The sequence below is a fragment of the Collinsella sp. CLA-SR-H006 genome (assembly GCF_040097075.1).
Classification (GTDB): Bacteria; Actinomycetota; Coriobacteriia; order Coriobacteriales; family Coriobacteriaceae; genus Collinsella.
Genome location: NZ_JBBNPD010000008.1, coordinates 85,806 through 112,482 on the forward strand (window position 1 = coordinate 85,806; position 26,677 = coordinate 112,482).

At 58.9% G+C, this 26,677-nt stretch carries 21 protein-coding genes and 1 rRNA gene; 7 read left to right on the forward strand and 15 right to left on the reverse strand.

Translation table 11 applies throughout. From position 1 onward, the window contains the following. Positions 1-193: 193 nt before the first annotated feature. Positions 194-1,228, reverse strand: coding sequence for a YeiH family protein (locus tag AAA069_RS06035; RefSeq protein ID WP_161145214.1), 1,035 nt, complete (start codon positions 1,226-1,228; stop codon positions 194-196). A 193-nt stretch (positions 1,229-1,421) separates the two neighbouring features. Between AAA069_RS06035 and AAA069_RS06040 the strand changes: the two genes are divergently transcribed. After that, positions 1,422-2,123 (forward strand): GntR family transcriptional regulator, encoded by a 702-nt coding sequence (locus AAA069_RS06040; RefSeq protein ID WP_050766156.1) that lies wholly within the window; start codon positions 1,422-1,424, stop codon positions 2,121-2,123. A gap of 111 nt (positions 2,124-2,234) precedes the next feature. Here AAA069_RS06040 and glmS read toward each other — a convergent pair whose 3' ends face one another. Continuing rightward, a complete protein-coding gene (glmS, locus tag AAA069_RS06045) occupies positions 2,235-4,082 on the reverse strand; it encodes a glutamine--fructose-6-phosphate transaminase (isomerizing) (protein WP_035138734.1) in 1,848 nt (615 codons plus the stop codon). Between the two features lie 312 nt (positions 4,083-4,394). Between glmS and AAA069_RS06050 the strand changes: the two genes are divergently transcribed. Then, positions 4,395-5,507, forward strand: a complete 1,113-nt coding sequence (locus AAA069_RS06050) for a LacI family DNA-binding transcriptional regulator (protein WP_349127826.1) — start codon at positions 4,395-4,397, stop codon at positions 5,505-5,507. Positions 5,508-5,620: 113 nt separating this feature from the next. On the opposite strand, the gene AAA069_RS06055 is transcribed toward AAA069_RS06050, so the two are convergent. Continuing rightward, on the reverse strand, positions 5,621-6,271 hold the full coding sequence (locus tag AAA069_RS06055; protein WP_349127827.1) for an HAD family phosphatase: 651 nt from the start codon (positions 6,269-6,271) through the stop codon (positions 5,621-5,623). 173 nt (positions 6,272-6,444) lie between these two features. Here AAA069_RS06055 and AAA069_RS06060 point away from each other — a divergent pair, with 173 nt between their 5' ends. Next, positions 6,445-7,323 carry an ATP-dependent sacrificial sulfur transferase LarE gene (locus AAA069_RS06060; RefSeq protein WP_349127828.1) on the forward strand — a complete coding sequence of 293 codons (879 nt, stop codon included), beginning with the start codon at positions 6,445-6,447 and terminating at the stop codon, positions 7,321-7,323. A 299-nt stretch (positions 7,324-7,622) separates the two neighbouring features. Here the strand turns inward: AAA069_RS06060 and AAA069_RS06065 are convergent, their stop codons facing one another. Next, the gene (locus AAA069_RS06065) at positions 7,623-9,317 is read right to left on the reverse strand and encodes an ATP-binding protein (protein WP_022094253.1); all 1,695 of its coding nucleotides are present in this window, start codon (positions 9,315-9,317) and stop codon (positions 7,623-7,625) included. Between the two features lie 477 nt (positions 9,318-9,794). Between AAA069_RS06065 and AAA069_RS06070 the strand changes: the two genes are divergently transcribed. Beyond that, positions 9,795-10,778, forward strand: coding sequence for a DNA/RNA non-specific endonuclease (locus AAA069_RS06070; RefSeq protein WP_349127829.1), 984 nt, complete (start codon positions 9,795-9,797; stop codon positions 10,776-10,778). A gap of 129 nt (positions 10,779-10,907) precedes the next feature. Here the strand turns inward: AAA069_RS06070 and AAA069_RS06075 are convergent, their stop codons facing one another. The 4 genes from AAA069_RS06075 to AAA069_RS06090 form a co-directional block, all read right to left on the reverse strand. Further along, a complete protein-coding gene (locus tag AAA069_RS06075) occupies positions 10,908-12,983 on the reverse strand; it encodes an elongation factor G (protein ID WP_022093945.1) in 2,076 nt (691 codons plus the stop codon). A 310-nt stretch (positions 12,984-13,293) separates the two neighbouring features. Next, positions 13,294-14,058 (reverse strand): amino acid ABC transporter ATP-binding protein, encoded by a 765-nt coding sequence (locus AAA069_RS06080; RefSeq protein WP_349127830.1) that lies wholly within the window; start codon positions 14,056-14,058, stop codon positions 13,294-13,296. Continuing rightward, the gene (locus tag AAA069_RS06085) at positions 14,051-14,689 is read right to left on the reverse strand and encodes an amino acid ABC transporter permease (RefSeq protein WP_152076219.1); all 639 of its coding nucleotides are present in this window, start codon (positions 14,687-14,689) and stop codon (positions 14,051-14,053) included. Before AAA069_RS06085 ends, AAA069_RS06080 begins: the two co-directional genes overlap by 8 nt. Positions 14,690-14,854: 165 nt before the next feature. Continuing rightward, a complete protein-coding gene (locus AAA069_RS06090) occupies positions 14,855-15,715 on the reverse strand; it encodes a transporter substrate-binding domain-containing protein (RefSeq protein WP_099432383.1) in 861 nt (286 codons plus the stop codon). 582 nt (positions 15,716-16,297) lie between these two features. On the opposite strand from AAA069_RS06090, the gene rlmD reads away from it, so the two are divergent. Next, a complete protein-coding gene (gene rlmD / locus AAA069_RS06095; RefSeq protein ID WP_349127836.1) occupies positions 16,298-17,512 on the forward strand; it encodes a 23S rRNA (uracil(1939)-C(5))-methyltransferase RlmD in 1,215 nt (404 codons plus the stop codon). A 78-nt stretch (positions 17,513-17,590) separates the two neighbouring features. Here the strand turns inward: rlmD and AAA069_RS06100 are convergent, their stop codons facing one another. From AAA069_RS06100 to tilS, 5 genes are all read right to left on the reverse strand, one after another. Further along, positions 17,591-18,412 (reverse strand): phosphatase, encoded by an 822-nt coding sequence (locus AAA069_RS06100; protein ID WP_349117146.1) that lies wholly within the window; start codon positions 18,410-18,412, stop codon positions 17,591-17,593. A 165-nt stretch (positions 18,413-18,577) separates the two neighbouring features. Further along, positions 18,578-19,762, reverse strand: a complete 1,185-nt coding sequence (locus AAA069_RS06105) for a pyridoxal phosphate-dependent aminotransferase (RefSeq protein WP_349127831.1) — start codon at positions 19,760-19,762, stop codon at positions 18,578-18,580. 189 nt (positions 19,763-19,951) lie between these two features. Further along, positions 19,952-22,033: an ATP-dependent zinc metalloprotease FtsH gene (ftsH, locus tag AAA069_RS06110; protein ID WP_349127832.1), complete on the reverse strand. Its 2,082-nt coding sequence runs from the start codon at positions 22,031-22,033 to the stop codon at positions 19,952-19,954. Between the two features lie 61 nt (positions 22,034-22,094). Next, a complete protein-coding gene (gene hpt, locus AAA069_RS06115; protein WP_022093938.1) occupies positions 22,095-22,643 on the reverse strand; it encodes a hypoxanthine phosphoribosyltransferase in 549 nt (182 codons plus the stop codon). 147 nt (positions 22,644-22,790) lie between these two features. Further along, complete coding sequence (tilS, locus tag AAA069_RS06120) at positions 22,791-24,329, reverse strand: tRNA lysidine(34) synthetase TilS (protein WP_349127833.1); 1,539 nt, start codon at positions 24,327-24,329, stop codon at positions 22,791-22,793. Between the two features lie 48 nt (positions 24,330-24,377). Between tilS and AAA069_RS06125 the strand changes: the two genes are divergently transcribed. Next, positions 24,378-25,187, forward strand: a complete 810-nt coding sequence (locus AAA069_RS06125; protein ID WP_349127834.1) for an MBL fold metallo-hydrolase — start codon at positions 24,378-24,380, stop codon at positions 25,185-25,187. Positions 25,188-25,268: 81 nt separating this feature from the next. Here AAA069_RS06125 and AAA069_RS06130 read toward each other — a convergent pair whose 3' ends face one another. Continuing rightward, positions 25,269-25,700 carry an Hsp20 family protein gene (locus tag AAA069_RS06130; protein WP_040359532.1) on the reverse strand — a complete coding sequence of 144 codons (432 nt, stop codon included), beginning with the start codon at positions 25,698-25,700 and terminating at the stop codon, positions 25,269-25,271. A 277-nt stretch (positions 25,701-25,977) separates the two neighbouring features. On the opposite strand from AAA069_RS06130, the gene AAA069_RS06135 reads away from it, so the two are divergent. Then, positions 25,978-26,445 (forward strand): hypothetical protein, encoded by a 468-nt coding sequence (locus AAA069_RS06135; RefSeq protein ID WP_349127835.1) that lies wholly within the window; start codon positions 25,978-25,980, stop codon positions 26,443-26,445. Positions 26,446-26,575: 130 nt separating this feature from the next. Here the strand turns inward: AAA069_RS06135 and rrf are convergent. Beyond that, positions 26,576-26,677: ribosomal RNA gene (rrf, locus tag AAA069_RS06140) — 5S ribosomal RNA — on the reverse strand; the annotation flags it as partial.

The following is a 26,677-nucleotide window of genomic DNA, read 5'->3' on the forward strand; positions in this document are numbered from 1 at the left end:
TGCTCACCAAACACTATAGGGCAGAAAGCGCCGTCCTGCGAGTATAGGTGTTGCCCCGCATCGCCATCCTGGCGGGGCGATAAGAGCTCTTCGGGACTTATAAACCTGCGGACAAGCCATACCCGCAAGAGCTCCTATCGCTCCACCGAAGGCTTGCGCTCACCGGCAGCCAGCACGCGAATAAGCTACTTCTCTACCAGATTCCCAGCACGTGCTGCATTCCCAAACTCATGCACGCAATGCCAATCCAGCAGCAAAAGCCCAACGCGATGGGCTTGCCGCCCTTTTTGACCAGCTCGACGATATCGGTATTAAAACCAATAGCCGCCATGGCCATCACAATAAAGAACTTCGACAGCTCCTTGATGGGCGCCGTGATGGACGCGGGAAGCTGAAGCACCGTGGTGATCACGCTCGCCAGCACAAAGAACAGCACAAACATGGGAAACGCACGTTTAAGCGAGAACGTGCTTTTGGCGTCACCGCCGGCCTTGCGTGCCAGATGCATCTGCCAGCATGCGAGGACCAGCGTGATGGGAATAATGGCCAGCGTCCTGGTGAGCTTGACCACTGTGGCGCTCTCGAGCACATTGGCGCCGGGATGCATGCTGTCCCAGGCGCTCGCCGCAGCCGTTACCGACGAGGTGTCGTTGATGGCGGTGCCGGCAAACAGGCCAAAGCCCTCGTTGGTCAGCCCGAGCATGCCGCCGAGCGTCGGAAACACGAGCGCCGCGATAACGTTAAACAGGAAGATGACCGAAATGGCCTGGGCAATCTCGCGATCGTCGGCATCGATGACGGGCGCGGTCGCAGCGATGGCCGAACCGCCGCAAATCGACGAACCCACACCCACAAGCGTCGCGATCTTACCCGGTACGTTCATGACGCGGCAGAGCACAAAGGCGATGACAAGCGAGGTCGAGATCGTCGCCACGATAATCGGCAGCGACTGGGCGCCCTTGGACAGAATCTGGGAGAGGTTCATGCCAAAGCCAAGCAGGATAACCGCGTACTGCAAGACTTTTTTGGACGTATAGGTGACGCCGGCGGCGAGCTGTTCGCGACGCTTCCTGGGAAAGACGAGCGCCAGGACCATGCCAAAGAGGATGGCAAATACCGGACCGCCGACCACCTCAATTTGTTTGCCGAGCAACGTCGCGGGAATGGCAATGATCAGGCAGAACAAGACGCCTTTCCAGCGCTCGCGAACGATATTTGCCAGTTGCATATGGGATTCCTTCTTTCTATTTCACGTTTGCGACGGCTTATGATACGGCAACATTGAGCACAGCCTTGCGCAAACACAGACTAAGATGCCGCAATAGTTCTCAGGCAACAGCCGAATTGCCCACCGCGGAGAGCTGATTCGCGGCATAATTAACAACTGACATATGAGTTTGATAGAACAGTTGCGAGGCGCTATGGAAGAATCGATGCACGTCGGCGAGCAGGAAACGAGCCTACAGGACCAGTCCTACCACACCATTCGACGCAAAATCGTCTACCTGGACTACAAGCCGGGCGAAAAGCTGGGCGTCAAGCAACTTTGCGACGACCTAGATATGGGGCGCACCCCTGTGCGCGAGGCTTTGGTTCGTTTGGCGCAGGAAGGCCTGGTGCGCACCGTGCCCCAGAGCGGTACCTACGTCTCGCCCATCAACCTCACCCTTGCCGAGAGTGCCTGTTACATCCGCGAGCATCTGGAAAAGCAGGTGATTGTGGAGTGCTGTGCGCGCGCCACGTCGGCCGGCATCGAGCAGCTCGACCGCGCCATCGTGCTGCAGGAAAAGGCCATGGCCGAAGAGGATCGCATCGGCTTCTTTTTGAGCGACAACCTCATGCATCACATGATTTTTAGCATCGCATGTCGCAGCACCGTGTGGTCGTGGCTCGAAGAGACCAATGCCGACCTGGAGCGCTTCCGCTGGCTGCGCGCCGCCACGCAGGTTCTCGACAATCAGGACATCGTGAACGAGCACAAGCAGATTCGCCGCGCTATCGCCGGTCGCGACCCCATCGAAGCGAGCTTTTTGGTCAGCAAGCACCTGCATATGATGTTCCGCAACCAGACCGAGGTTCTGGACCAGTTCCCCGAGTACTTCGAGACCAGCAAGCTCCGCTAACCTGCCAAATAGGGACAGGTTCATTTTGGCAGGTTTTATCTGGGCAAATGAAACAAGGCCCGGCTCCGCTGCAACGGAGCCGGGCCTTGGTCGCCAGAATGGCGGAACCAACTACTCCACGGTAACGCTCTTTGCCAGGTTGCGGGGCTGGTCGACGTCGCAGCCGCGCAGGATGGCAACCTCGCGGGCGAGCAGCTGCAGCGGGACGCTCGCCGTGATGGGGCTGAACACGTCGCGGACGGCCGGCACGCGAATGATGCAGTCGGCAATCTTGTTGATTTCCTCGTCGCCCTCGGTAGCAACGACGATGACCTTGGCGCCGCGCGCCTTGCACTCCATGAGGTTCGACACGGTCTTGTCGTAGGTGGCACTCTTGGTGGCCACGGCGATGACAGGGAAGCCCGGGTCGATCAAGGCAATGGGGCCGTGCTTCATCTCGCCGGCGGCGTAGGCCTCGGCGTGCAGGTAGCTGACCTCTTTGAGCTTAAGCGCGCCCTCGTAGGAAATAGCGGCACCCATGCCACGGCCCACGAACAGCGCCGACTGCGCGTCCTTGCACAGCAGGGCGGCCTCATGAACGGCCTCGGTTTGGGTATCCAAAATCCACTGGATCTGCTCGGCCGTATCGGAAAGCTCGCGGAACAGCATGCGCGCCTGCTTGGTGGTCAAGCGGTACTTGACCTGCGCCAGCAGCAGGGCCAAAAGCGTAAGGCTCACGACCTGGCCGATGAAGCTCTTGGTCGAGGCGACCGCGATCTCCTTGTTGGCCTTGGTGTAGATGACGCCGTCGCTCTCACGCGCCACGGGGCTGCCCACCACGTTGGTGATGCCGAAGACCTTGGCACCCTTGATGCGCGCGTCGCGAATGGCGGCAAGGGTATCGGCCGTCTCGCCCGACTGGGACACGGCCACGACGAGCGTCGTCGGCGTGATGATGGGGTTGCGATAGCGGAACTCGCTGGCCGCCTCCACCTCGGTGGGGATGCGAGCCCAGCCCTCAATGAGATTCTTGGCAATGAGGCCAGCGTGATAGCTGGTGCCGCAAGCGATCACGTAGACGCGGTCGATGTCGTTGAGTTCCTCGAGCGAAAGGCCCAGCTCGTCGATGTCGAGCTCGCCGGCCGGCGTCATACGACCAACCAGCGTGTCGCGCACAACGCGCGGCTGCTCGTGAATCTCCTTGAGCATAAAGTCGGGATAACCGCCCTTTTCTGCCATATCCAGGTCCCAGTCGATGTGGGTGACCTTGGGCTCGATAACGTTGCCGGCCTCGTCGGTGTACTCGACGCCTGCGGGCGTGAGCTTGGCAAACTGACCGTCCTCGAGCACCACGACATCGCGGGTGGCGTCGATGAGCGCGATGACATCGGAGGCGACATAGGCACCGGTCTCGCCCGCGCCGACCACGATCGGGGAATCCTTGCGGGCCACGGCGATCACGCCGGGCTCGTCAGCGCACACGGCGGCCAGACCATAGGCACCGACCACGTGGGTGCAAGCCTCGCGCACGGAGGCCATCAGGTCGTGCGTCTCGGCATAAGCCTCTTCGATCAGATGCGCGAAGACCTCGGTGTCGGTCTCGCTCTTAAAGTGATGGCCGCGACCCTCCAGCTCCTCGCGCAGCTCGGCGAAGTTCTCGATGATGCCGTTGTGGACGATGGCGATACGACCGTCGCAGCTGGTGTGGGGGTGAGCGTTAACGACGGAGGGCTTGCCGTGGGTGGCCCAACGGGTGTGGCCGATACCGCAGGTAGCGTCGCTGTCGATGTTGGAAAGCTCGCTCTCCAGGCCCGCGACCTTGCCCACGCGGCGGATGACGTCGAGGTGCGCCGCGGCGCCCTCGCCCACCTCGAGCGCGACGCCCGAGGAGTCATAGCCGCGATACTCCATACGCTTGAGGCCCGTGACCAGGATGTTCTTTGCAATATCAGAGCCGGTGTAGCCGACAATTCCGCACATAGGATAAATCCCTTCGTCCGCTTGACTGCAAAACGTCCACGCACAGGGGGCGCTGAGACGCATAACGTTCGAGTATTGTACTCACGCAAACGCAAGCTGATATACCAGAAGTGGTATCTCAACTTAGATACCACCCGATGCACACACGTCCAGCCGGTCCAAACCACCACAAAGGTACCTGCCCCCTTCGTGGTGGTCACGCTGGCAACGGCGTTTCCCCAGATAAAACCTGCCAAAATAAACCTGTCCCTTTTTGGTAGGTTTGGGATGCTACAATCTGCCTTGTACTTGAAACGCATCAAAGGGGCCGCTATGGCAAAGGTAAAAATCAGCGACGTCGCGCGCGAGGCTGGGGTTTCGTTGGGCACGGTTTCCAACGCGCTCAACCACCCCGAAAAGCTGCGCCCCGAGACCCTCAAGCTCATCAACGAGACCATCAATCGCCTTGGCTACCTGCCCAACCAAAGCGCCCGTCAGCTCGCGGGCGGCGCCACCAAGTCCTTTGGCCTGGTGCTCCCCCGTCTCGATCACGGCTTTTCGCTCCAAATCGCCAGCGGCGCCCACAACGAGGCCCGCAAGCACGGCTATGACTTGCTCATCGCCAACGCCGATAACGACGATATTCTCGAGGACCATTACCTGCGCTATTTTATGGGCACGCAGATGTCCGGCGTCATGGTTCAGCCCATGGCATCCCCCGACTGGCACCCCGCCATGACCAAGATGCCCGTACCGATCGTCCATCTGGACATCCACTGTTCCGAGCCCGGCTACTACGTAGCGGCCGACAACGAGGCCCAGGGTCGCATCATTGCCGAACTCGCCATCGCCCGCGGTGCGCACCATATTGTCGTCGTCGGCCGAGCAGCATTTATGCAGCTCACCCTACGCGTGCTTGGCATTCACAAGGCCCTCGCTCTGCACCCCGATATCAAGATCGAAGTCATCGACGCCGGCGAATGGAACACGGCAGCCGACGGCTATGGTATCGGCAACCAAATCGCCGAGCGCCCCGCCGACGAACGCCCCGATTTTGTCGTCGGTCTAACCGACGTGCTGGCCTCGGGTGTCGTTTCGGCACTGGTCGACAAGGGCATCTCTGTCCCCGGGCAAGTACGCGTAGCAGGCTGCGATGGCAACCCGCTCGCTTGGAGCGGATCGGTTCCGCTCACTACGGTAGCGCCCCCGGGCTATGAGATTGGCCGCAAGGGCGTTCAATTGCTCATGGAGCAAATCGAGAACAAGGTCCCGACAAAGACCAAGCATATCCACGTCAGCTCTGCCGCGCGCACCGTCACCGCGGTCACGGCCATCGAGGACATCAACCGCCAAGAACTCGTGCGGCCGTTCCTACTGGAACGCGCCAGCACCCAGGCAAGCAGCCAGACCGACGCCACGGCTATCAACCTCGGTGCGTATCTATAGCACGCCCGCGAGTATGCTAAGTCGCCGCTTAAGCAAAAGGGGCCCGACCATTGCCGGGCCCCTTTTGCTTAAGCGCAAACGTGAGCAACCGCTCGTTTTAACGCCGCAATTTTCTAGCGCACAGCCTTGATTGCCGCCGCCAGGTCGAACAACGTATCGAGCACGGCCTCGCAGCCATCCACCACGTCCTGCGGCAGCGGCACGATATCGGGGACGGCAAAGACATGGCAGCCGGCCGTGATGCCCGAGACGCAGCCGTTGCGCGAATCCTCGACCACGGCACATTCCTCGGGAGCAAAGCCCGCGCGCTCGCAGGCGAGCAGATACATCTCGGGGTCGGGCTTGCCGTGCACGACGTCCTCGCCACACGTTACCGTTTCAAACTTGCCAAAAAGACCGACCATCTTAAGGTTGCGCTCGGCCGTAACGAGGCGCGACGACGTCGCTAGACCCACGTGATAGCCCGCAGCCAGCAGCTCGTCTAGGCACTCGGCGGCACCGGCCTTAAGTTCCAGTTCGGTCTTGACCATCTCGTCGCGAATCTCCTTGTGGCGACGATAGATCGCCTCGGTGGTTTCATGGCTGCCGTAATGCTTATCAAGGATGTCCATGACATCGGGCAGCGTGCGGCCGATAAACTGATGGATCAGCGCTTCATCAATCGCGAGCCCCAGCTCAGCGGCGCCTGCCTTCCAGGCCTTAATCCCCAAACGCTCGGTATCGACCAGCGTTCCATCCATGTCAAAAATAACAGCCTTGATCATATCGGTCCCCCATCGACTCTCGCTGTCGCGTTGCTGCAACTCTACCGCATTTGGCAACTTGTATATAACGTATATGCCATATTGCACTTTCGTTACACAGATAGAAGTCTTATGGCAAGTAACGCATTAGGATTATAGTTTTCGATCGAGTACTCAACGATAAGGAACGTTTCATGATTTTAGACACCACGGCACCCGCAGAGGAGCTTCAAGACAAGCTATCGGCGCTCGAACAGCTGCTTTTGGCATACGGGCGCGTGGCTATCGGGTTTTCCGGTGGCGTCGACAGCAGCTTTTTGGCCGCCGTATGCGCCCGCATCATGCCTACCAATACCCTCCTCGTCCATCTCACCACGCCGCTCATCGGCACGCCCGAGCAGGCTTCGTTTGAGCAGTCCGTTGATGGGCAGGCCAATGAGGGGCCGCATTTTAAGCTCCCCGTGCTCAATCTTTCGGTGGATCAGCTGCAGCTCCCCAAAGTAGCCTGCAACGATACTAATCGCTGCTACCACTGCAAGCACGCCGGCTTTACCGCCATCGTCAACCACGCCAAGTCGCTCGGCTTTCCCACCGTCATCGATGGCAGCAATGCAAGCGATCGCGGTGACTACCGCCCCGGCATGCGTGCGGCAGAAGAGCTCGGCGTACGCTCACCCCTTATGGAGGTCGGCTTTACCAAGGACGAAGAGCGCGAGCTGCTGCGCGCATGGGGCTATCCCGTTTGGAACCTGCCGGCGGGAGCATGTCTTGCCACCCGCGTCCCCACGGGCGAGGAGCTTACACGCGAGAAGGTCGATTTAATCCGCGCCTGCGAGGATTACCTGCACGATCTTGATCTGGCACAGGTACGCGCGCGCTTGGTCGGCGGCTGCATGCATATCGAGGCCGCACCCGCAGATGTCGCCAAGATTGCTGCCCTCGGTGGCAACGCCGTCGACGACAAGGGCAAGACCCCGCTGCCCGCCGCCATCGAGTCCGCGCTGCGCGAGCTGGGCTGCGACCATATCTCCCCCGAGGTCACCCCCTACATTCACGGCAACATGAACCTTTAGGTTACGCCGTTTTACAAACGGCGTAACTGCTCGGCGCTGCACGGGCTCCGGGCACGGCAATCTGACGTTCAACTTCACGGGCGCGACCAAAAGGTCAGCGCCCGCTTGTTTCACGTCACCTTACCGCACCCGGAGACCGCTCGCTCGCATATGCTCAACCTGCACTGCGTTAACTGACCCGCCAATAAGGGACAGGTTTATTTTGGCAGGTTTTATCTGGGGAAATATCGCGAGGCAGTCGCCCCCCCCCTAGCACCCATCTCACTTCGAGAGACACAAGAGGGGCGACTCGGCTGCATCTACTTCTTCCGATAGCGGCGGTTGCGGCTCGTCGATGAACCCATTACTTCGATGAGTCCTTTATCCGCCATTTTTGGCAGATGGTAGCGGACGGACGAAATTTTGACCCCCGATGCAACCGCTATTTCTCGCGCCGTCATATCCACTTCGGCTCTGAGAGCCTCCAGGATCCTATCCGCTGTCGAAGCTGACGATTCTCTGCTCATATCGATAATCTCAAACGTGTCTTTGCCACATTTTGACAGGACATGTTTATCGACAAGATTCCCGCAGATCAGGCGAATGTCATCCGAATCCCACTTCAGGGCCTCTCGTATTTTTTGAACATCGCATACGCACCCATGCTCCCGCATAAACATGAGCAATGTTTCCTCGCGATCCGTCAGCTCGGTGCCCACATGGCTCTGAATCCACGTGCGGTTTTCAGCAAGCTCCGCCCCGTGCCGGGAAAGCAGCACCGTAAACGAATCGGCCTTAACGATAAATTTCGGCCTTCCAAGCGAACGAGACTCCATCTCGCGAATCATAGCCGGGATACCAGATCCCTGGCTTTCTGCAACGGGCCCCTCGGCATGCTCTAACGGCGTCGCCCCCATTAGGCTCATGAGCTTTGGGTTTCGGCAGCGCGATTCCCCGTCTGCAAGATTGTCCACCGTCTTTCCGCCCCAAAGCCCACCGGGGTTTTTGATCTCTATTCTGTCTGGATAGATATCGACACTCACGGCCTGCCCCACAAACATGGGCGAATATTCTCGATGGATGCAGGCGTTTGCCAAGGCCTCGCGCAAAACCTCCTGGGGAACTTCCCAATCTTCCCTTCTGCCAGCGCCTTGCACTATCGCCGCTTTGCGCAAGTTCCGTCCAATCGCGACAAGGGCATCTTCGATGCAAGCCGGAATCGGGCCATCGCACAACTGGCGGTCAATAAACCGGGGTTGCCCGGGTGCAGATTTTTCCACATCGGAATGAACGGCGACATCAATCATGAGTTTGGGATAGAACTGCTGGGGGTAAATTCCCGCCGACAGAAGCCCTGCGAGCTTCACCGCACCATCCTTTGTAGTGATATTGAGTCTGACCAGCTGCTTTTCCAGCGTATCGGCCCCGCGCAAAACGCGGGGGGTCTGCAGCCGGCGATTTGCGATAATAGACCGCACGACATCTGGATCCAAATCCTCGACTGTTGCCTCCGAAACCACCGTGCCGTCTGCATCGCTCGGAAGCAACGCACTCTGCAGCTCATATAGCTCAGCGGGTGACATCTTGATATCTTTATCATCCACGCGCTTGTAGCTACCGTTCTGCACGCCGCGCGCGCCGATATAGCAAGGCTTCGCTTTAAGCTCAAGTTCAAAGATGCGCACCAGAAGCACCTGGAGCCCGTCGACCTCGCCTCGATCAAGCTCGTACCGTGGCGCATGGGTCACCACTGCCGCTGAGCCTCCGTCTCCGATACCCGAAACAAACTGATCGCGCACCCTATCGATAGCAAAGTTAGCCGAAGGAACAAATCCTTCGGCTTCGTTTAGGCCCAAAATAATGAGCCCACCCGCAGTGTTCGCAAAAGCGCTCACTGTCTCCCATACGTCTGCGCTCAATTTATTCGTGCAGGCTTTAACTTCTACCGATGCGTCATCAGTCCCCCGCCTGCGAAGGCGCTCAACGATAAGGCCAAGAGGTTCATCCAGCAGCATTGGCATTCCGTCTCTCTAAAACGATAGATTTATCTCTCTAAAGTATAGTATATCTCTCTAACTTTAGAGAGATAAGCACCTTATTTTAGAGAGACATTTAGAGAGATGTATCGAATTCACTGTTAGATAGCCCAATGTTATCTCTTTAACTGGCTTTCTCTTTAGAGAGACAATTAGAGAGACGAGCGCGACCTCTCTAATCAAGGGCACCACTCTTTAAGGTGCACACTCCCTAACCGTGCCCTAAGTTGCGGTGAAATAGTCCCCCGATTAACCTGCCAAAAAGGGACAGGTTTATTTTGGCGGGTTTTATCTGGGGAGACGCAAAATAGCCCCACATACACAACCACCGCAGCTCCATATGAGGCAAATGAATCAGTAGCGTCTATCCCAAATCTTGAGTATTTGTTCGACAGAACGGCCCCTGCCGGCTCCTGCTAGACTGGTAGATTCCCAACCGTCCATCCAGGAGCCGCAATGTCGCGCAAGTCCGCCTACAAGCAAGTACTTTCCATCGGCGCCGCCGTGGTGCTGGGGTTTGCGCTGTTCACAGGGTCGCTCGACGGAGCGCCCAAGTTGTTGTCGCCGCAAAGTGATGAACAGGCGGCAGCTCTGGCCGAAAAACAAAACGAAAGTCCCAGCCGCACCGACGACGAGGCGGACCTGGTCGATCGGCTCGAATCAGGAACGGCGAGCTCCCCGGACCCTCAAAACAGCCAGGACTCTGGCGATGGCTCCGATTCCGCCACAACCGACACCGGCGACGGCGCTTCCGCGGACAGCGCCGCCACCCCCATCGACGAGGTCGAAAACCCCGACCTCAACCGCGCCCGCGGTGTTTATCTCAGCAGCATTCCCGACTACGCCGGCAACCCCTACGTTGCCCTGCGCGCCGACAGCACGCACCCGCTCGGCACACCATCATTCACGCTCGATGAATACGAGCGCGCTACAGAAGAGGGTTGCTTTAAGAAGTTCTCCAAGCTTGACAGCCTGGGCCGCACCCGCAAAGCGCTCGCCTGCGTGGGCCCCGAATCACTCGGTCAAGGCGAGCGCGGCGATATCTCGCGTATCCATCCCGCTGGATGGCGCCAGCAGCGCTACGACTTTATTCCGGGCCAGAGCCTCTACAACCGCTGCCATCTCATCGCCTGGTCGCTCTGCGGCGAAAACGCCAACCGCAAGAATCTCCTCACCGGCACGCGTTATCTCAACGAGACAGGCATGCTGCCGTTTGAGGAGCAGATTCTCGACTACATCCGCGAGACGGGCAACCACGTGCTCTATCGCGTCACACCCATGTATAACGAAGAGGAACTTGTCTGCCGCGGCGTGCGCCTTGAGGCGCAATCGGTCGAGGACCACGGCAAGACCCTCTGCTTCCACGTGTACTGCTACAACCTGCAGCCGCACGTGCAGATCGACTACGCCACCGGCCGCAACCAGGCATCCGGAGACTAGTGCCGACCGCACCGCCCGTAACCCAAAAATGATTCGTTTTCCTCCGTCCCCATGGGATCAAAAAAGGCCGCCCTGGATTACCCAGGGCGGCCTTTTCGTCAGCGTCCACATTGCAGGCAACGCCACACGCTACTTGGCGCGACCCTCCTCATAGCGCTCGACCAGCTTGGCCTGAACGTCATAGGGAACCTGCTCATAGCCAGCGGGCTTCATGGTAAAGTCACCCGTGCCGCGCGTGATAGAGCGCAGGCGCGTCGAGTAATCCGTCAACTCGGCCAGCGGCGCCTGGGCGATGACCACGGTGTCGCCGCGCTCATCGGTCTCCATGCCCGTCACGCGACCGCGCGATGCCGAGATGTCGCCCATCACGGCGCCGGCGTAGCTCTCGGGGATAGTCACCGTGATTTCCTCGATGGGCTCCAGCACCACCGGGTCGGCATCGGCGCATGCCTTGCGCAGGCCGATGCGAGCCGCCGCGCGGAACGCCATCTCGTTGGAGTCGACGCTGTGATACGAGCCGTCGTACACAGCCACGCGAATGCCCGTGAGCGGGTAGCCGGCAATGATGCCGTCCTTCATGGTCTCCTGGACGCCCTTGTCCACGGCGGGAATCAGCGAGCGCGGAATGCGGCCACCCACGACCTCGTCCACAAACTCGTAGCCGTCGCTCGTGCCGTCGGGCCCAATGAGCGGCTCCACGCGCAGCCAGCAGTCGCCGTACTGACCGGCACCACCGGTCTGCTTCTTGTGGCGGCCCTGGGCGCTCGCCGTGCGGCGGATGGTCTCGCGATACGGAATGCGGATCGGCACGCTCTTGGCCACGACCTTGGTACGGTCCTCCAAACGGTTGAGCAGCACCGAAACCTGCGCCTCACCCACGGCGGAGATAATGGTCTGGCCGGTCTCCTCGTCACGATCGATGCTCATGGTCGGATCGGCCTTGCAGGCCTTCTCGATAAACGTGTAGAGCTTCTCTTCGTCCCCGCGATTCTCGGCCTCGATGGCAATGCGGTACTGCGAGTTGGGGAACTTAAACGCCGCAGCCTCGACCTTGCCGGTAATCGAGAGCGTATCGCCCGTCTCGGCCGCCAGCTTGGGTGCCACGATAATGTCGCCGGCATAGGCGTGACCGACCTCGGTCATGTCGCGGCCGCACATCACATACAGGTGAGCCAGACGGTCGCCCTTGCGCGTGCGCGCGTTGACCAGCTCAAGGCCCGGCTCAAGCGTACCCGTCAGCACCTTGATAAAGCTGATGCGACCCTGCTGCGGATCGGCCAGGGTCTTAAACACAAACGCCACCGGACGATCATCGTCGCTTGAAATCTTGAGCGAATCGCCGTCGATAAGCGGCATCTCGCCGTAGTCGGTCGGCGCCGGGAAGTATGTGGCGATGTCGTCCATCAGCGAGTTGACGCCCTGCTCCTTAATGCAATCGCCCGCAAAGACCGGCACAAAGATGCGCTCGGCAATCGCCTTCGACAGCAAGCCCTCAAGCTCCTCCTGCGTCAGCGTCTCCTCGCCTTCCAGGTACTTCATCATCAGCTCATCGTCGGCCTCGGCCACCAGCTCGCACAGATGGTCATGGGCCTCCTCGGCCTGGGCACGATACTCCTCGGGAATCTCCGACTCAACGGCTTCGGTGCCGTTGCAATGGCGCGCCTTCATGCGCACCAGGTCGATGATGCCGTCAAAGTCCTCGCCCTCGCCCCAGGGAAGGGTCACGGCGCCCAGGCGCGTGCCAAAGCGCTCTTGCAGCAGGTCCATCGTGGTCGCAAAGCTGGCCTCGGAGCGCGACAGGCGGTTTACGAACACCGCACGCGCCAGACGCAGGTCCTCGGCGGCATACCAGAGCTTAACCGTCGTAGGCTGTGGGCCGGCCTCGGCGTCGACCACAAACAGAGCCGTCTCGCAGACGCTCATCGCGGCAAAGGCGTCGCCGATAAAATCGGGGTAGCACGGGGCATCGAGCACATTGATGCGCGCGCCCTTCCAGTCGATCGGCGCGATGGTCGTCGAGATGGAAAACGCACGCTTAACCTCTTCGGGGTCATAGTCGAGCGTGGGCTTGGTGCCGTCGTGGCCGCCCAGGCGGGCGGTCTTGCCGGAAAGGTGGAGCATGGCTTCGGCGAGTGAAGTCTTGCCCACCCCGCCTTGGCCTACGAGCACCACGTTCCTTACGTTACCGGTCTTGGGAGCACCCATGATGACCTCCTTGCAGGGCCGCGCGCAATGCGCGGCGCCAACGGGGAGAGTTCGCGGTCGGTGCCATCCCGGGAGCAGCATGGTCGGCAGCCGAGCCGACTCACCCTCCAAATGTCCTATGCCACCACCCTACCCTCACGGGCGACCGTCCATGCACACCTTTCGGCACACGTATGAATACAGGCGGCGAGAGGAAGAGACAAGCTTGTGAGGCGATTATTGAACCCCGTCGATGCAAACAAAAAGCCGCCACAGACCGTAAGACCTGCGGCGACTTCGCCTCAATTAATAGTTGAGTAAATAGCTGAGCCTACCCCTCGATACGACTCAAGAACTCACGGGTACGCTGCTCGCGCGGATGGTCGATGACCTGCTCGGCAGGACCCTCCTCGACAATACGGCCGCCGTCCATAAAGACCACGCGGTCGGCAACATCGCGCGCAAACTGCATTGCGTGGGTCACAATCACCATCGTCATATTCTGCGCGGCAAGGTCTTTAATGACACGCAGCACCTCGGCCGTCAGCTCGGGATCGAGTGCCGAGGTCGGCTCGTCAAAGAACAGGATCTCCGGATCGAGCGCCAAGGCGCGGGCAATACTCACGCGCTGCTGCTGACCGCCCGAAAGCTCGCAGGGCACCTTGCTCTCGTTACCCGTAAGCCCCATCTGTGCAATAAGCTCGTGTGCGCAGGCCTCCGCCTGCTCGCGCGGGCGCTTAAGCACGCGGATCGGCGCGTCGATGATGTTTTTCATCACGGTATAGTGCGGGAACAGGTTGTAATTTTGGAACACCAGGCCGAATCGCGAGCGCGCCTGTTTGGGCACATCGCCCTTCGCATAGACCGCGCCCGAACCCGCATCCGTCGCAACGGCAAGGTCGCCAAACGAGAGTGAGCCTCCGTCGAGTGTCTCGAGCAGCGTGGCACACCGCAGCAGCGTGGACTTGCCGCCACCCGAAGGCCCGATAATCGCCACGACCTCGCCACGCTTCACCTCAAGCGAGATATCCTTGAGCACCTCATTGCCGCCAAACGCCTTACGCGCGCTTTCGATTTTCATCACTGAGTTAGTCATGATAATAGTCCAGCTTCTTTTCGGCGGCGCCCAGCAGCATCTCGACCACAAAGTTAAAGATCCAGTAGATCAGCGCCGCGATCGCAAACGGCACCATGCTCACCTGCGAGGCGACCAGCGCCTTGGCCGTCGAGAACATCTCACCCACGCCAATGGCAAACGCCAGCGACGTGTCCTTGACCAGCGTGATGATCTCGTTGCCCATCGCCGGCAGAATACGCTTGGCGACCTGCGGCATCACGATATACAGAAACGTCTGCATGCGCGAATAGCCCAGCACCTCGGCTGCCTCGTATTGACCGCGCGGAATGGACTGCAGGCCCGAGCGATAGATCTCGGCAAAGTAACCGGCGTAGTTGATGATGAACGCCACGACGCACGCCGTCCACTTGGAATCGGGCGTGAGCGAAATGCCAAACACGTAGTACGGGGCAAAGTAGATGGCAAACATCTGCAGCATGAGCGGCGTACCGCGCATGACCGAGATATAGATGCGCGCAATCCAGCGAAGCGGCGCGATTTTGCTCATGCGCATAAACGCCACGGGGATTCCCAGCGGAATCGACCCCAGCAGCGTCAGCACAAACAACTGCAAACTGACCAAGAATCCCTGGCCAAGCATCTGCATCATGACCTGAATAGACAACCCAAGCTCTCTTTCACAGTAACGGAACGGCGAACCCAATGCTAAAGCGGGTTTTCCAGGTGCCCGAGTTTGCCGTGAAAGAGGAGCGCCGCGTACTAAATGTACGCAAGCGACGGTTTGAACGGCAAAATCGGGTGCCTGGGAAAGCCGCTATTTGAGAACCCAGTTGTCGAAGGAAAGACCATAGCTTGAATACTTGTCGCACAGGTCCTTAACCGTGCCGTCCTCGTAGAGCGCCTTAAGCGACTCGGTTACAGCATCGGCCGACTTGGTGTCGCCCTTCTTAAAGCCGACGGCGTAGTGCTCGCTGGACAGCGGCTCATCAAGCTGCGTATAAGCATCGGGCTTGGCGGCAAGCTGATACTGGGCAATCGAAAGGTCGCAAGCCACGGCATCGACCGCGCCGCTCTCGAGCTGCATAAAGGCCGTGTTGTACTCGCCGATCGTGTCGAGCGTGGCAAACGTCGCCGCCAAATCCTTCTGGTCACCCTCGAGCACGTCCTGAGCGGCGGAATCGGTCTGGGTGATCACCGTCTTGCCGGCAAGATCATCCCAGCTCTTGATGCCCGCATCCTTCTTGACCACGAGCACCTGCTCGTTGAGCATGTACGGCTCGGAGAACGTGTAGTCGTCCTCACGGCCCTCCATGGTAAAGCCGTTCCAGATGCAGTTGATGGCGCCCGAGTTAAGCAGCGTGTCCTTGGCATCCCAATCGATGGCCTCGTATTTGACCTCCCAGCCCTGCTTATCGGCAACAGCCTTGGCAAGATCGAGATCAAAGCCGGTGTACTCGCCATCGTCGCCCACAAAGCCGTACGGAGGATAGGACTTATCAAAGCCCACCACGAGCTTCTTGGACTCCGCAGCGCCCTTCACGTCCTTGGCTGCAGCAGAACCGGCAGCGGAACCCTTGCCGGCACCACCGCCGCAACCGACAAGACCAAGGCCAAGCACCGTGGCGAGCGAGCCGGCTAGACCAACAAACTGACGACGAGACATATCGGTATTCATGGTATTCCCCCTTGGTGGCACTTTAGTTAGGTAAAGTGAATCATGTAACGTTCAGAATCATACACTTTAGTGAGATGGAGTACAAGGGAGGGTTTGCCCGGCGCGGGCGGGGAGCGGCGCGTAATTAAGTTTCCTGCTCTACAGTCCTGCGCAAGACGGAAAGCACATTAAGTGCTTTCCTTTGCGTGCGGAACTCGCGATAAACTTAATTACGCGCCGCTCCCCGCCCGCGCCGGGCAAACATCGTTGGACTTATCACTGACAGGAAATGGCCGCTTGCATATCGCCCGCTGGCTTGGCACGGTACAATGCTTGCAGCTTTTAATTCATGAATTAGTGGAGTTATTGATGGCAGAATCTCGTGCGGAGCGTAAGGCTCGTCGTGCTTTGATCGAGGCGGCTGAGGGGTCAAAGGAGGAGAAATCTTCTACGAAATCCAAGTCTTCTAAAGCTGCAAAAAGTAAATCGACCAAGAGCAGAGCTAAGACCAAGCGTGCTGACTCTCGTCGAGGCGGGGATAAAGCGCCTCAGACTCGTTCCAAGCGTTCGCATAAAAATCCGGCTTCGTCTGCGCGTAAGGCTGTGGACCCCAAGTCTCCTTGTTCCATCATGAAAGCTTGCGGTGGGTGCACGGCGCTCAATCGTCCTTATAAAAAGCAGTTGGCAGCTAAGCAGGCTGCTATGGAGGAGCTTTTTGCTGCTCTTTGCGAGCGCGAGGGCATTAGCGTCGACCCCATTCGCGGTATGGGCGTCACCCTGGGCGACCCGGGCAAATATCCTGCGCCGCGCGGTTTTCGCCATAAGGCCGCCACTCCCTTTGCTCCCGGTAAGGAGGGTGCTGTCCGTTGCGGTTTCTTTGAGCGCGGCACGCACAAGATCGTTGCCGTACCCGAGTGTCCTGTCGAGGCACCGGGTGCCCGTCAGATTCTCAACGGCATCGCACGCGAAGCTGAGCGGCTGCATATTCCCGCCTTTAATGAGGACAAGCATCTTGGTTTGCTTCGCTATGCCGTCGTCCGCTGCGGCTGGCGTACCGACCAGGTCATGGTCACGCTCGTGACCGCTCAGCGCGACTTGCCGCATGCGCAGGAGTTCTTTGAGGCTGTCGCCGCACTCGATCCGCGCATCGTCACCGTCGCCCAAAACATCAACGGACGTCCCGGCAACGCCATCCTCGGCGAGGAAACCCGCATTGTATATGGCGCCGAGTGCATGCGCGACCAGCTGCTCGGCTGCGAATTCGACATCTCCCCCACCGCGTTTTATCAGACCAACCCGCAACAGACCGAGGTGCTCTATCAGCTCGCTATCGACGGCATGGATTTGCACCAGGGCGATGTGCTCATGGATGCCTACTGTGGCAGCGGTACCATCGGTCTTTGCGCAGCTAAAGATGCCCAGAACAAGGGTATCGGCATTATGCTGCTCGGCGTGGAGCGCAACCCGGCGGGCATTGCCGACGCACGCCGCAATGCCGAGCTCAACGGCCTCACCCGCAGCGCTTGGTTTATGGCCGACGACGCCACCGATTACATCCTGGATGCCGCCGATAACAACGAGCGGGTCGATGTCCTTTCCATCGATCCGCCGCGCGCCGGCTCCACGCCCGAGTTCCTCGAAGCTGCCTGCGCGCTTAAGCCGCGCCGCATCACCTATATCAGCTGCAACCCCGTAACTCAAGAGCGCGACCTGCATCAGCTCCTCGACGGAGGCTATTGCCTGCTCAAGATCACGCCCGTCGACATGTTCCCTCACACTGACCACACCGAAACCGTAGCGGTCCTCGAACGCCGCTAACCAACCTCAGTAGATTTTTGGGACAAGAAAGGGGGCGACCCGCCTGGGCCGCCCCCTTCGCTTGGTTTATAAACTCCGCTACATCCCATTGCGCAGATCGCACACGCCGGCTGCCGCCATCTCGCGCAGCAGCGTCTCGCGGTCGCGCGTCACGATCAAATCCAGCGGGAAGTGAATCTCGTCGAGCATCTTGCGCGCGTGATCGAGCTTGCCAATGGCCATGCCAATGTGGGCATCGGTCGACACGCCAATGCCCACGCCCAGCTCGGCGCAGCGCTCGGCAATCTTGCGGCATACGGCCCAATGCTCAGTGTCGACACCGTGTTCAAGACTATGGTTGTTGATCTCGATAATCTTGTGCTTGGCCTTAGCTGCCAACAGCACCTCGTCGATATCGAACGGCACACCCGAACGCCCCGTGTGACCCAGCATGAACACCTTGGGGTGCTCCAGGGCATTGATATACATCTCGGTCGTCTGGGCCAGCGTCGCGCCCTCAGCAATCTGCGGATTATGCACGCTTGCAACCAAATAATCCAAATTACGCGTAACCAAATCGAACAGCGAATGCTGACGGCTGTACGAATCGCCGGCAATATCGAGCGTGACAGGAGTGTCCTCGCCAAACAGGCTTCCGTCCAGCGAAACGATATCGGCCTCGGCACCACGCAGCACCAGCACGCCGCTCCAAATGCGCGGCCAGATATCCTGGTTGATAAAGAACTGGTAACTGCGCAGGTCATTGGGGCAAGCCGTAACCATAGAGCTCAAATGGTCGGCAGATCCGAGCACCTGCAGACCACGCTCTGCCGCCCAGTACACATTCTCCTCAATGGTCGAATATGCATGCGCAGAGAACATCGTATGGGTATGAATGTCACAAGAAAGCAGGTAGGGCATCAGGTCTCCTTATCTGGCACGGCCGTCGCTTATATTCATTGTACGCATAGCCTCCGATAGTCGTAAAACCACTCCATCCCAAAGACACAACGTCCATGGCAACGGGGTCCGGCTTAACACCAAACCCCGTTTCACGTAAAACATTGTAGGCAGAGCGCTTTACTCTTAACGATACTCGTCCGCCAACTGTTTCCAAGCGGGTAGCGAATTGACAATCGTTTCGTAACTCACGCAATAGCCCAAGCGGAACCAACCCGGCATACCAAAGCTGTCCGAGGGAACCGCAAGCAACTCATACTTCTTTGCGCGCTCGCAAAACGCATTCGCATCGGGCTCCAACGCTTTCACCCATAGGTAGAACGCGCCATCCGGCTCAACATAGGTGTAGCCATACTCCGCTAGTGCGTCGGTAAGCGCGGTGCGGTTGCGTGCATAGGCCTCAACGTCACTCGGCTCATCGATGCAGTCGATAATTACGCGCTGGAAGAGTGCCGGTGCGCACACGAAGCCCAGCGTACGGGCGGCACCGGCAACGGCGGGCATTAGACGATCTGCCTGAGGATTCGTATTGGGAACAAGGATCCATCCCACGCGCTCGCCCGGCAGCGAAAGCGACTTAGAATACGAGTAGCACACGATGGTGTGCTCGTAGATCGAGGGCACCCAAGGCACCTCGACACCGTACACGATTTCGCGGTACGGCTCATCCGAGATGAGCATAATCGGATTCTCGGGATCGCGCTGAGCGTTGGCCTCGCGCAGAACGTTGGCCAGTCGCGTCAGCGTGTCGCATGTATATACGGCACCGGTCGGATTGTTGGGAGAGTCGATGATGACGGCCGCCGTCTTATCGCTGATCGCCTTGAGCACGTTGTCCACGCTCAGCTGGAACGTATCTTCATCGGCGAGCGCCTCAACACACGTACAGCCGGCCTTCTCAATCCAAACGCGATACTCCGGAAAGTACGGGGCGATAACAATAACCTCGTCGCCCGGGTTCGTAACGGCGTTGAGCGTGCAGGTGAGCGAAGCTGCGGCACCCACCGTCATAAAGACGTCCTTACCCTCATAGTTCGTTCCAAAGCGGCGGTTGAGCGATTCGGCGACGGCCGCTCGACATTGCGGCAGGCCCGGAGCGGGGGTGTAGCCGTGCAACTGGTCACTCGGCAGCTCCAGGGCCTTCTTAATGGACTCCGCCACAGCAGCGGGTGCCGGAACGCTCGGATTGCCCAGCGAAAAATCAAATACGTTTTCCGCACCGATCTGCGCCTTGCGCTCAAGGCCATAGCTAAAAATCTCACGGATGATGGAGCTTTCCGCACCGCGAGCATACATAGTTTCGTTGATCATCTGTTCCCCTTTCGCATAGGCGCTATTGTACGCTTTAGCCGAGCGAAGTGCCGCAGCAATGTTGATTGGGGACAGACTTAAATGCGTGAAAACGCTCATTTAAGTCTGTCCCCAATCAACAGACGGCCCCATATCGCTCAAAAGAAAAAGCCTCCGCAGGTTTCCCCGCGGAGGCTTTCGCCACAAAGACTATTTGTCGGTGTCGGCATCGGCATCGGCATCGACGACGGCATGGTCATCGTCAGCATCATCGGATGCGGCTTCGGCATCCTCCTGCATGGCCGCCTGCGCAAAGGCCGCGGCATCAGCCGCCAGCTCCTCCTCGCTCATACGAGGCGCGCGCTTCTTGGTCGGCATGCCGGCCGCCTTGGCATTGCGCTCCTCCTTGGCCGCCAGGATATCGCCCTCGCGCTCAAGGTAGGCATTCCACTCGTTGTCGAGCAGGGCGTTCACGGCGTCGCCTTCGACGGTCTCGCGCTCAAGCAGCACCTTCGCCATCAGATCGAGCTGATCGCGACGGGCATCCAAAATCTCGACCGCACGACGATGGGCTTCGCGCATGATGCGCTGAACCTCGATATCGATGCGGCGCGCCGTCTCCTCGGAGTAATCCTGGTGATCGGCGTAATCGCGACCAAGGAATACCTGATGCTGCGCCTCGCCAAACACTTGCGTGCCCAGCTCCTCGCTCATGCCCAGACGCGTGACCATCTCGCGCGCCATCTTGGTCGCACGCTCCAGGTCGTTGCTCGCGCCCGACGTAATGTCATCGCACATGAGCTCCTCGGCAACGCGACCGCCCAAGAACACGGCGAGCTCGTCGAGCATCTCGTTCTTGGTCTTGAGGAAGTGGTCCTCCTGCGGAAGCTGCAGCGTGTAGCCCAGCGCCTGACCGCGGCTGACAATCGAGATCTTGTGAACCGGATCGGAGTGCTCCAGGATGTGGCCCACCAGGGCGTGACCGCTCTCGTGGTAGGCAATCGTGGTGCGCTCGGCCTCGGTCATCACGCGACCCTTGCGCTGTGGTCCGGCAATCACGCGCTCCATCGATTCCTCGACCTCGTCCATCGAGATCACGGAACGATGACGGCGAGCGGCCAGCAGCGCAGACTCGTTGAGCAGGTTCGCCAGGTCGGCGCCGGTAAAGCCAACGGTCATCTGGGCGAGCTTCTCAAACTTAACGTCCTCGTCCATCGGCTTGTTCTCGGCATGCACGCGCAAGATCTGCTCGCGGCCCTTCACATCCGGACGGTCGACCGTAACCTGGCGGTCAAAACGGCCGGGACGCAGCAGCGCCGGATCCAGGATGTCGGGACGGTTGGTCGCAGCGATCAGGATGACCGACTCGCTTTCCTCAAAGCCGTCCATCTCGACCAGCAGCTGGTTGAGCGTCTGCTCGCGCTCGTCGTGACCGCCGCCCAAGCCAGCTCCGCGCTGACGTCCCACGGCATCGATCTCATCGATGAAGATGATCGACGGGGCCTGGGACTTGGCCTCCTTAAAGAGGTCACGCACACGGCTGGCGCCGACACCCACGAACATCTCGACAAAGTCGGAACCAGAGATGCTAAAGAACGGCACGCCCGCCTCGCCGGCGACGGCCTTAGCCAGCAGCGTTTTACCGGTGCCCGGAGGGCCCACCAGCAACACGCCACGCGGGATCTTGGCGCCCAGCTTGCGATAGCGGTCCGGATCGCTCAAAAAGTCACGGATCTCCTCGAGCTCCTCGACTGCCTCGTCCACGCCGGCAACGTCTTCAAACTTGACCTTGGGTCGTGTGGCCTCGTTGGTCTTGGCATTGGTCTTGCCAAACTGCATGTTCCTGTTGTTGGCGCCCATCATCTGGCGCATAAAGTAGAACATGATGGCGATAAGGGCGATCGTCGGAAGCACACTCATCGCCAAGTCGCCCCAAAAATCGGGATCGTTGGTGTTGACGATGTACTTGGTATCGGGGTGCTCCGCCATGAGCTCGGCAAGCGAATCGGAGCCGACATAGGTCGAGGAGAAGCTCTTGAGCTCGCTCGTATCGCCCTTGTCCTTTTTTGTCTTCCAGTAATGACCCGTCACGCTTCCGTCTTGAACCGTATAGGTCAGATCTTCGACGCGATCCTGCTTGATGGCGCCCACCATCTCGCTCGTCGCGAGCTTAACGGTATTGCTGGAATTGGCAAAGCCGGAGCCCATGTTAAAGAAGGCGTAGCCCAGAAGCGCGCAAGCCAAAATAAAATACAGCCAGCCCGTACGCGTGGGCTTCTTGCCTCCGGGCATCCCCGGGATCTTAGGCTCCCGGGGAGTCTGGGAATTGTTATCGTTATGGTCGTCGGGCATCTTACGAATAAACCTCCGGTTTCAAAATGCCCAGATACGGAAGGTTACGATAGCGCTCGGCATAGTCGAGGCCGTAGCCCACCACAAAGGCATCGGGGCAATGGGTTCCAACATACTTGGGCGTGATGGCCGAGACGCGGTCCTCAACGTCCTTCCACAGGAAGGCGGCGACCTCCAGAGAAGCGGGCTTGCGGCTCTCGAGGTTCTTCATCAGATACTTGAGCGTCAGGCCCGAGTCCAGAATGTCCTCGACGATCAGCACGTCGCGACCGCGGATGTCGATATCCAGGTCCTTAATGATACGCACGATACCCGAGGACTTCACACCGTCGCCGTAGCTCGAAACAGCCATGAAATCGATGTTGGTCGGCAGCTCGATCTTACGCATCAGGTCGCCCATAAAGACCACGGCGCCGCGCAGGACCGCAATCAGCACCAGATCCTTACCCGCGTAGTCGCGCGTAATCTCCTCGCCCAGGCGAGAGACGATACCGTCGATATCCTCCTGCGTGAACAGAACCTTCTCGATATCCGGATGTTGAGAAGCCATGACAACCCTTTCTTGTGCTTATCGCCCACACACCGCCGTATGGACGCGAACTACACATTCTAGCAGCGCACGGGGTAAATTTACCAGCCCGTGCGCCATCAGCGCGGGAATACCGTCAACGTCGCACAGAATAGCAGGCGTGGGACGCTATTCCGCATCGACCACGCGGAGCAGATATGCCACGCGCGTTGCGGCCGTGCACTTAAAACGCTCGTCCGCGCGAACTCCGGCGACCCACACCACGGCACCCCCCGGCGCCGTCCTCACCACGGGCACGCCGGCGCGCTCGGAAACGGGAATGCGAGCCTCGCCTAGCAAGTCGGATACCTTCTTGCTTCGGCCACTCATTCCTAACGGGCACATCACGTCTCCCGGTGCGGGACCGTCCACCCACAGGCGCGCCAATCGCGCCTCTGCAGGGATCTCGCCACGTGAGCCCGCCAGGATCCGCTCACTATCGCTGTCGGCAAAACCCAGGGCAGCCGCGTCTACCAAAGCTGTCACTTCCCCGGCAGCCGCTAGCTCACGGGCGCGGCGCACGATATCGCATCCCGGCTCAACGGCCATCGGCTCTGCGACCAGCATGCGCCCCCCGCCCAACGGCAAACGACCGGGTATGGTAATCCAGTCCGCAACCAGCCCCTCACGAGCCGCCGGCGCCTTAAACGCTAGCATGCCAAACTCGACGCGCGCGTCAATTCCCGCCGGAAGCGTGACCGAGCCTGTGCCTTCGGCAACGCAGGAAAGGACTCGCTCCACATGTCGCATCTCTGGACGAGCGCCCGGATCGATGCGTTTGATCGCCAGTCGCACGATGCGCCGCGCGATTACCACCTCGGCCGCAGCAAGGCGTCTGGCATCGAGCACTAGCGCGCCCGCCGCCTCCTTGCGCAGGCAGCTTCGAAACGCCTGCGCCGACAGCTGGGATAGAAACGCGTCTTCGTCACCCAAGATCTCACAGGCGGCGCCAATCGTCTTGCACACGCTCGCATTACGCTGTGCCACCACTGGCATTACCCGATGGCGCACGTAGTTTCGCAGATACGAGATATCCTCATTGCTCTCGTCTTCACGCCACGGCTGACCATGTACCTGTAGATAGCCCACGAGCTCGCCATGAGTTAGGTCGAGCAAGGGACGCACCACGATATTCCTCCGGCGAGGAATGCTCGATAGGCCAGCGGGCCCCGAACCCTTAATCGCGTTCATCAAAAACGTTTCCGCGCGATCCGAAGACGTGTGCGCGGTGCAGATACGAGCCGCCGTTCGCGGTGCCCCCGTCTGGGCGCAGAGCTCGCGAACATACCTCCGCGCCGCGGCATAGCGCACTTCGCGGGCCGCGGCCTCAATATTGCCCGACTCCCCATCAAAATAAGCGTGCTCCACGCACAGCGGTAAACCATATTTCGCGCAGAGCTCACGCACAAAGGCCTCGTCGCCATCGGACGCCTTGCCGCGCAGATGATGGTTTACATGCAGCACATGCAGGCGCTCGCGAGCAATGGGGGCAACACCGCGCCCGTCTTGGATATCCAGCTTTGATGTGCACGCCATAAGAAGCAGTGCCGTCGAGTCCGCGCCGCCTGATACCATGAGCACGACAGGAGCAGCCTGCTGCCTCGTCCGGGTCTCATCGACTGCCCCAGGCACGGCATGGTGTCCATAATGCTGAGATACCGTAGGCATTTGCTTCCTCCTCTATTCGTCCGCACCCATTGTATCCTTTGGAATCTTATGTCTCGTCTGCACCTTCATATCCTCGGCAGTGGCTCTAAAGGCAACTGCGCACTCATCGAGGGCCCGCAGGGGCTCATTATGGTCGATAACGGACTGTCTCGCCGCGAGAAATTAAAGCGCATGGCAGAACTGGGGCTCTCGGCAGACAACGTCTCGGCTCTTCTCATTACTCATGAGCACAGCGATCACATCAAGGGCCTCGATGTCTGGTGCAAGCACTGGCACGGCCCCCTCTTTGCCAGCAGGGGCACTCTTTCGAACAAAGAAAATCTTTCGCATCTGCCTGTCGAGGAATTCGATCCCGGCGACGACCTATCCATTGCCGGCATCCACGTGCAAACCTACTCAACATCACACGATGTCATCAATCCGGTCGGCTATCGATTCAATGCTCTCGATGATTCCATTGGGTTTGCCACCGACACCGGAGAGCTATCGAGCCAAGCCATGAACACCCTCAAAGATTGTCGAGTCCTCGCGCTCGAAAGCAACCACGATGTGACCATGCTGCGCGAGGGAGAATATCCCCGCTTTCTTCAGGAGCGCATCCTGTCTGCAAGGGGACACCTCTCCAATGGCCAAGCCGCCGAGGCCGCGCGCGAACTTGTTACCGATCGCACCGAACAGCTCATTGCCATGCATATCAGCCAAGATAACAATCGTCCGAGCCTTACCGTCAAAAGCTATGCCAAAGCTCTGGCCGCAACCCTGGATGACGAGGTCGGCAGCTCCGCAACCCTTCTCCAAGGATCGCGAAAGCTCTCGATACGCCCCGCAAGCCAGCATCGGCCAGCAACCATTCAATAACTGTCCTAAACAGCAAAAGGGGCCGGGAATCGCTTCCCAGCCCCTTTTGCTGTCTTTTAATAGCGCAGAACACCAACGAAGTTAGTCGATGGAGATCTTCGTAACGTTCTTCTTCTCGACGATCTTGGGAACCGTAACGGTCAGGATGCCGTCAGCGTACTTAGCCGAGAGGCCCTCGCTCGAAGCGTCCTTTAGATACACGCCACGCGTCGCACTGTACGAGCTGAACTCCTTCTGCAGGAAGTTCTTCCCCTCGTTCTCCTCGTCTTCCTCGACATTCACGCTAATGGACAGACGGCCCTCGTTAAGCTCGACATCGATGTCGTCCTTGGCGACGCCGGTCAGATAGGCCTTGACCTCATAGCCGTCGCCCTTATCCTCAACGTCAACGGGAAACGCCTTAGAAGCAATCGAGTTGTTTGCAAGGTCGGTCATATCATCAAACAGATCGAACAGCGAGCTAGCAGAAGGACGAACGCCAAAAACCGAACGATAAGGAACCATGCTTGCCATGTTTACCACTCCTTTTAAGGACTGCCGAGCCATCTTCTAGGTGACTGGGACTTCTTTTGACGCTCTTATATATGCCCACCCAGTGCTCATATATACATCGACTATAAAGTTTTTTGAGTCCAGTACTATAAGCATATCTAAGCGTGTATGACTCAGGTTTTAGTAAGGTTAAGGTTCTTTGAACCAGAGCTTAAATAACAAGTATGTTCGCAGCTACAAATAGCGAGGGGCTTACAATGAGCGCGTACACGTTGTTGGTAACGAGCTAAAGGGCATCATGGACGACCAAAACCAGAACAAAATGTTTATGCCGACGCAGGGGGAAGATACTTCCACGCAGCCGCCACGGTTCCATCGCCCCCACATCTCGCAAGAGCCCATTAATGATCCGGAGCCCGAGTATGTGACGAGAAATCGATATCAAACGCTCGAGGATGCCCAAACGGGACGTAAACATATGGGCGTCGCCTCGGGAGACCCTGTATATCTGAAAGACGCACCATTATCTAAAAACAGCGCAGCTAGTGAGGAGCCACTGAAAGCATCCGCCGCTCATCAACAAAGAGGTCCACGACCCAAACAAACCTTGACGCATTCGGCTCGCTATCTCGAAACACCAAAACAGGGAAAATCAATCTTCGTTTCGACAAGTAAACGACGCAAGCAGCATCGACTGACAATTCTGCTTTTGATCATTGCGGTCATAGCAGTTGCCCTTGTTATTAGATTTATCTTCTTTAAATAAAGGCTCAATACCAAAAACGATAAGATCGTCTGGTGTAATTGAGTCATTTACGCCCCGTAAACGCAAAAAAAGGGGAGGCCGCGAGGCCTCCCCCTTCCAAGTTCAAGCGTACGGCTCGGTGCCGTCCACCGGTCAGCGGCGCCCTGGCCTCCCACGGGCTGACCCCGCAGTACTCTCGGCGCGATGGGGCTTAGCTTCCGGGTTCGGAACGGGACCGGGCGTGCCCCCCATG

Coding starts and splice junctions, on each gene's coding strand:
- AAA069_RS06035 (WP_161145214.1), bottom strand. CDS start 1,228: ATGCAACTGGCAAATATCGTTCGCGAGCGCTGGAAAGGCGTCTTGTTC.
- AAA069_RS06040 (WP_050766156.1), top strand. CDS start 1,422: ATGGAAGAATCGATGCACGTCGGCGAGCAGGAAACGAGCCTACAGGAC.
- glmS (WP_035138734.1), bottom strand. CDS start 4,082: ATGTGCGGAATTGTCGGCTACACCGGCTCTGATATTGCAAAGAACATC.
- AAA069_RS06050 (WP_349127826.1), top strand. CDS start 4,395: ATGGCAAAGGTAAAAATCAGCGACGTCGCGCGCGAGGCTGGGGTTTCG.
- AAA069_RS06055 (WP_349127827.1), bottom strand. CDS start 6,271: ATGATCAAGGCTGTTATTTTTGACATGGATGGAACGCTGGTCGATACC.
- AAA069_RS06060 (WP_349127828.1), top strand. CDS start 6,445: ATGATTTTAGACACCACGGCACCCGCAGAGGAGCTTCAAGACAAGCTA.
- AAA069_RS06065 (WP_022094253.1), bottom strand. CDS start 9,317: ATGCTGCTGGATGAACCTCTTGGCCTTATCGTTGAGCGCCTTCGCAGG.
- AAA069_RS06070 (WP_349127829.1), top strand. CDS start 9,795: ATGTCGCGCAAGTCCGCCTACAAGCAAGTACTTTCCATCGGCGCCGCC.
- AAA069_RS06075 (WP_022093945.1), bottom strand. CDS start 12,983: ATGGGTGCTCCCAAGACCGGTAACGTAAGGAACGTGGTGCTCGTAGGC.
- AAA069_RS06080 (WP_349127830.1), bottom strand. CDS start 14,058: ATGACTAACTCAGTGATGAAAATCGAAAGCGCGCGTAAGGCGTTTGGC.
- AAA069_RS06085 (WP_152076219.1), bottom strand. CDS start 14,689: ATGATGCAGATGCTTGGCCAGGGATTCTTGGTCAGTTTGCAGTTGTTT.
- AAA069_RS06090 (WP_099432383.1), bottom strand. CDS start 15,715: ATGAATACCGATATGTCTCGTCGTCAGTTTGTTGGTCTAGCCGGCTCG.
- AAA069_RS06100 (WP_349117146.1), bottom strand. CDS start 18,412: ATGCCCTACCTGCTTTCTTGTGACATTCATACCCATACGATGTTCTCT.
- AAA069_RS06105 (WP_349127831.1), bottom strand. CDS start 19,762: ATGATCAACGAAACTATGTATGCTCGCGGTGCGGAAAGCTCCATCATC.
- ftsH (WP_349127832.1), bottom strand. CDS start 22,033: ATGCCCGGAGGCAAGAAGCCCACGCGTACGGGCTGGCTGTATTTTATT.
- hpt (WP_022093938.1), bottom strand. CDS start 22,643: ATGGCTTCTCAACATCCGGATATCGAGAAGGTTCTGTTCACGCAGGAG.
- tilS (WP_349127833.1), bottom strand. CDS start 24,329: ATGCCTACGGTATCTCAGCATTATGGACACCATGCCGTGCCTGGGGCA.
- AAA069_RS06125 (WP_349127834.1), top strand. CDS start 24,378: ATGTCTCGTCTGCACCTTCATATCCTCGGCAGTGGCTCTAAAGGCAAC.
- AAA069_RS06130 (WP_040359532.1), bottom strand. CDS start 25,700: ATGGCAAGCATGGTTCCTTATCGTTCGGTTTTTGGCGTTCGTCCTTCT.
- AAA069_RS06135 (WP_349127835.1), top strand. CDS start 25,978: ATGGACGACCAAAACCAGAACAAAATGTTTATGCCGACGCAGGGGGAA.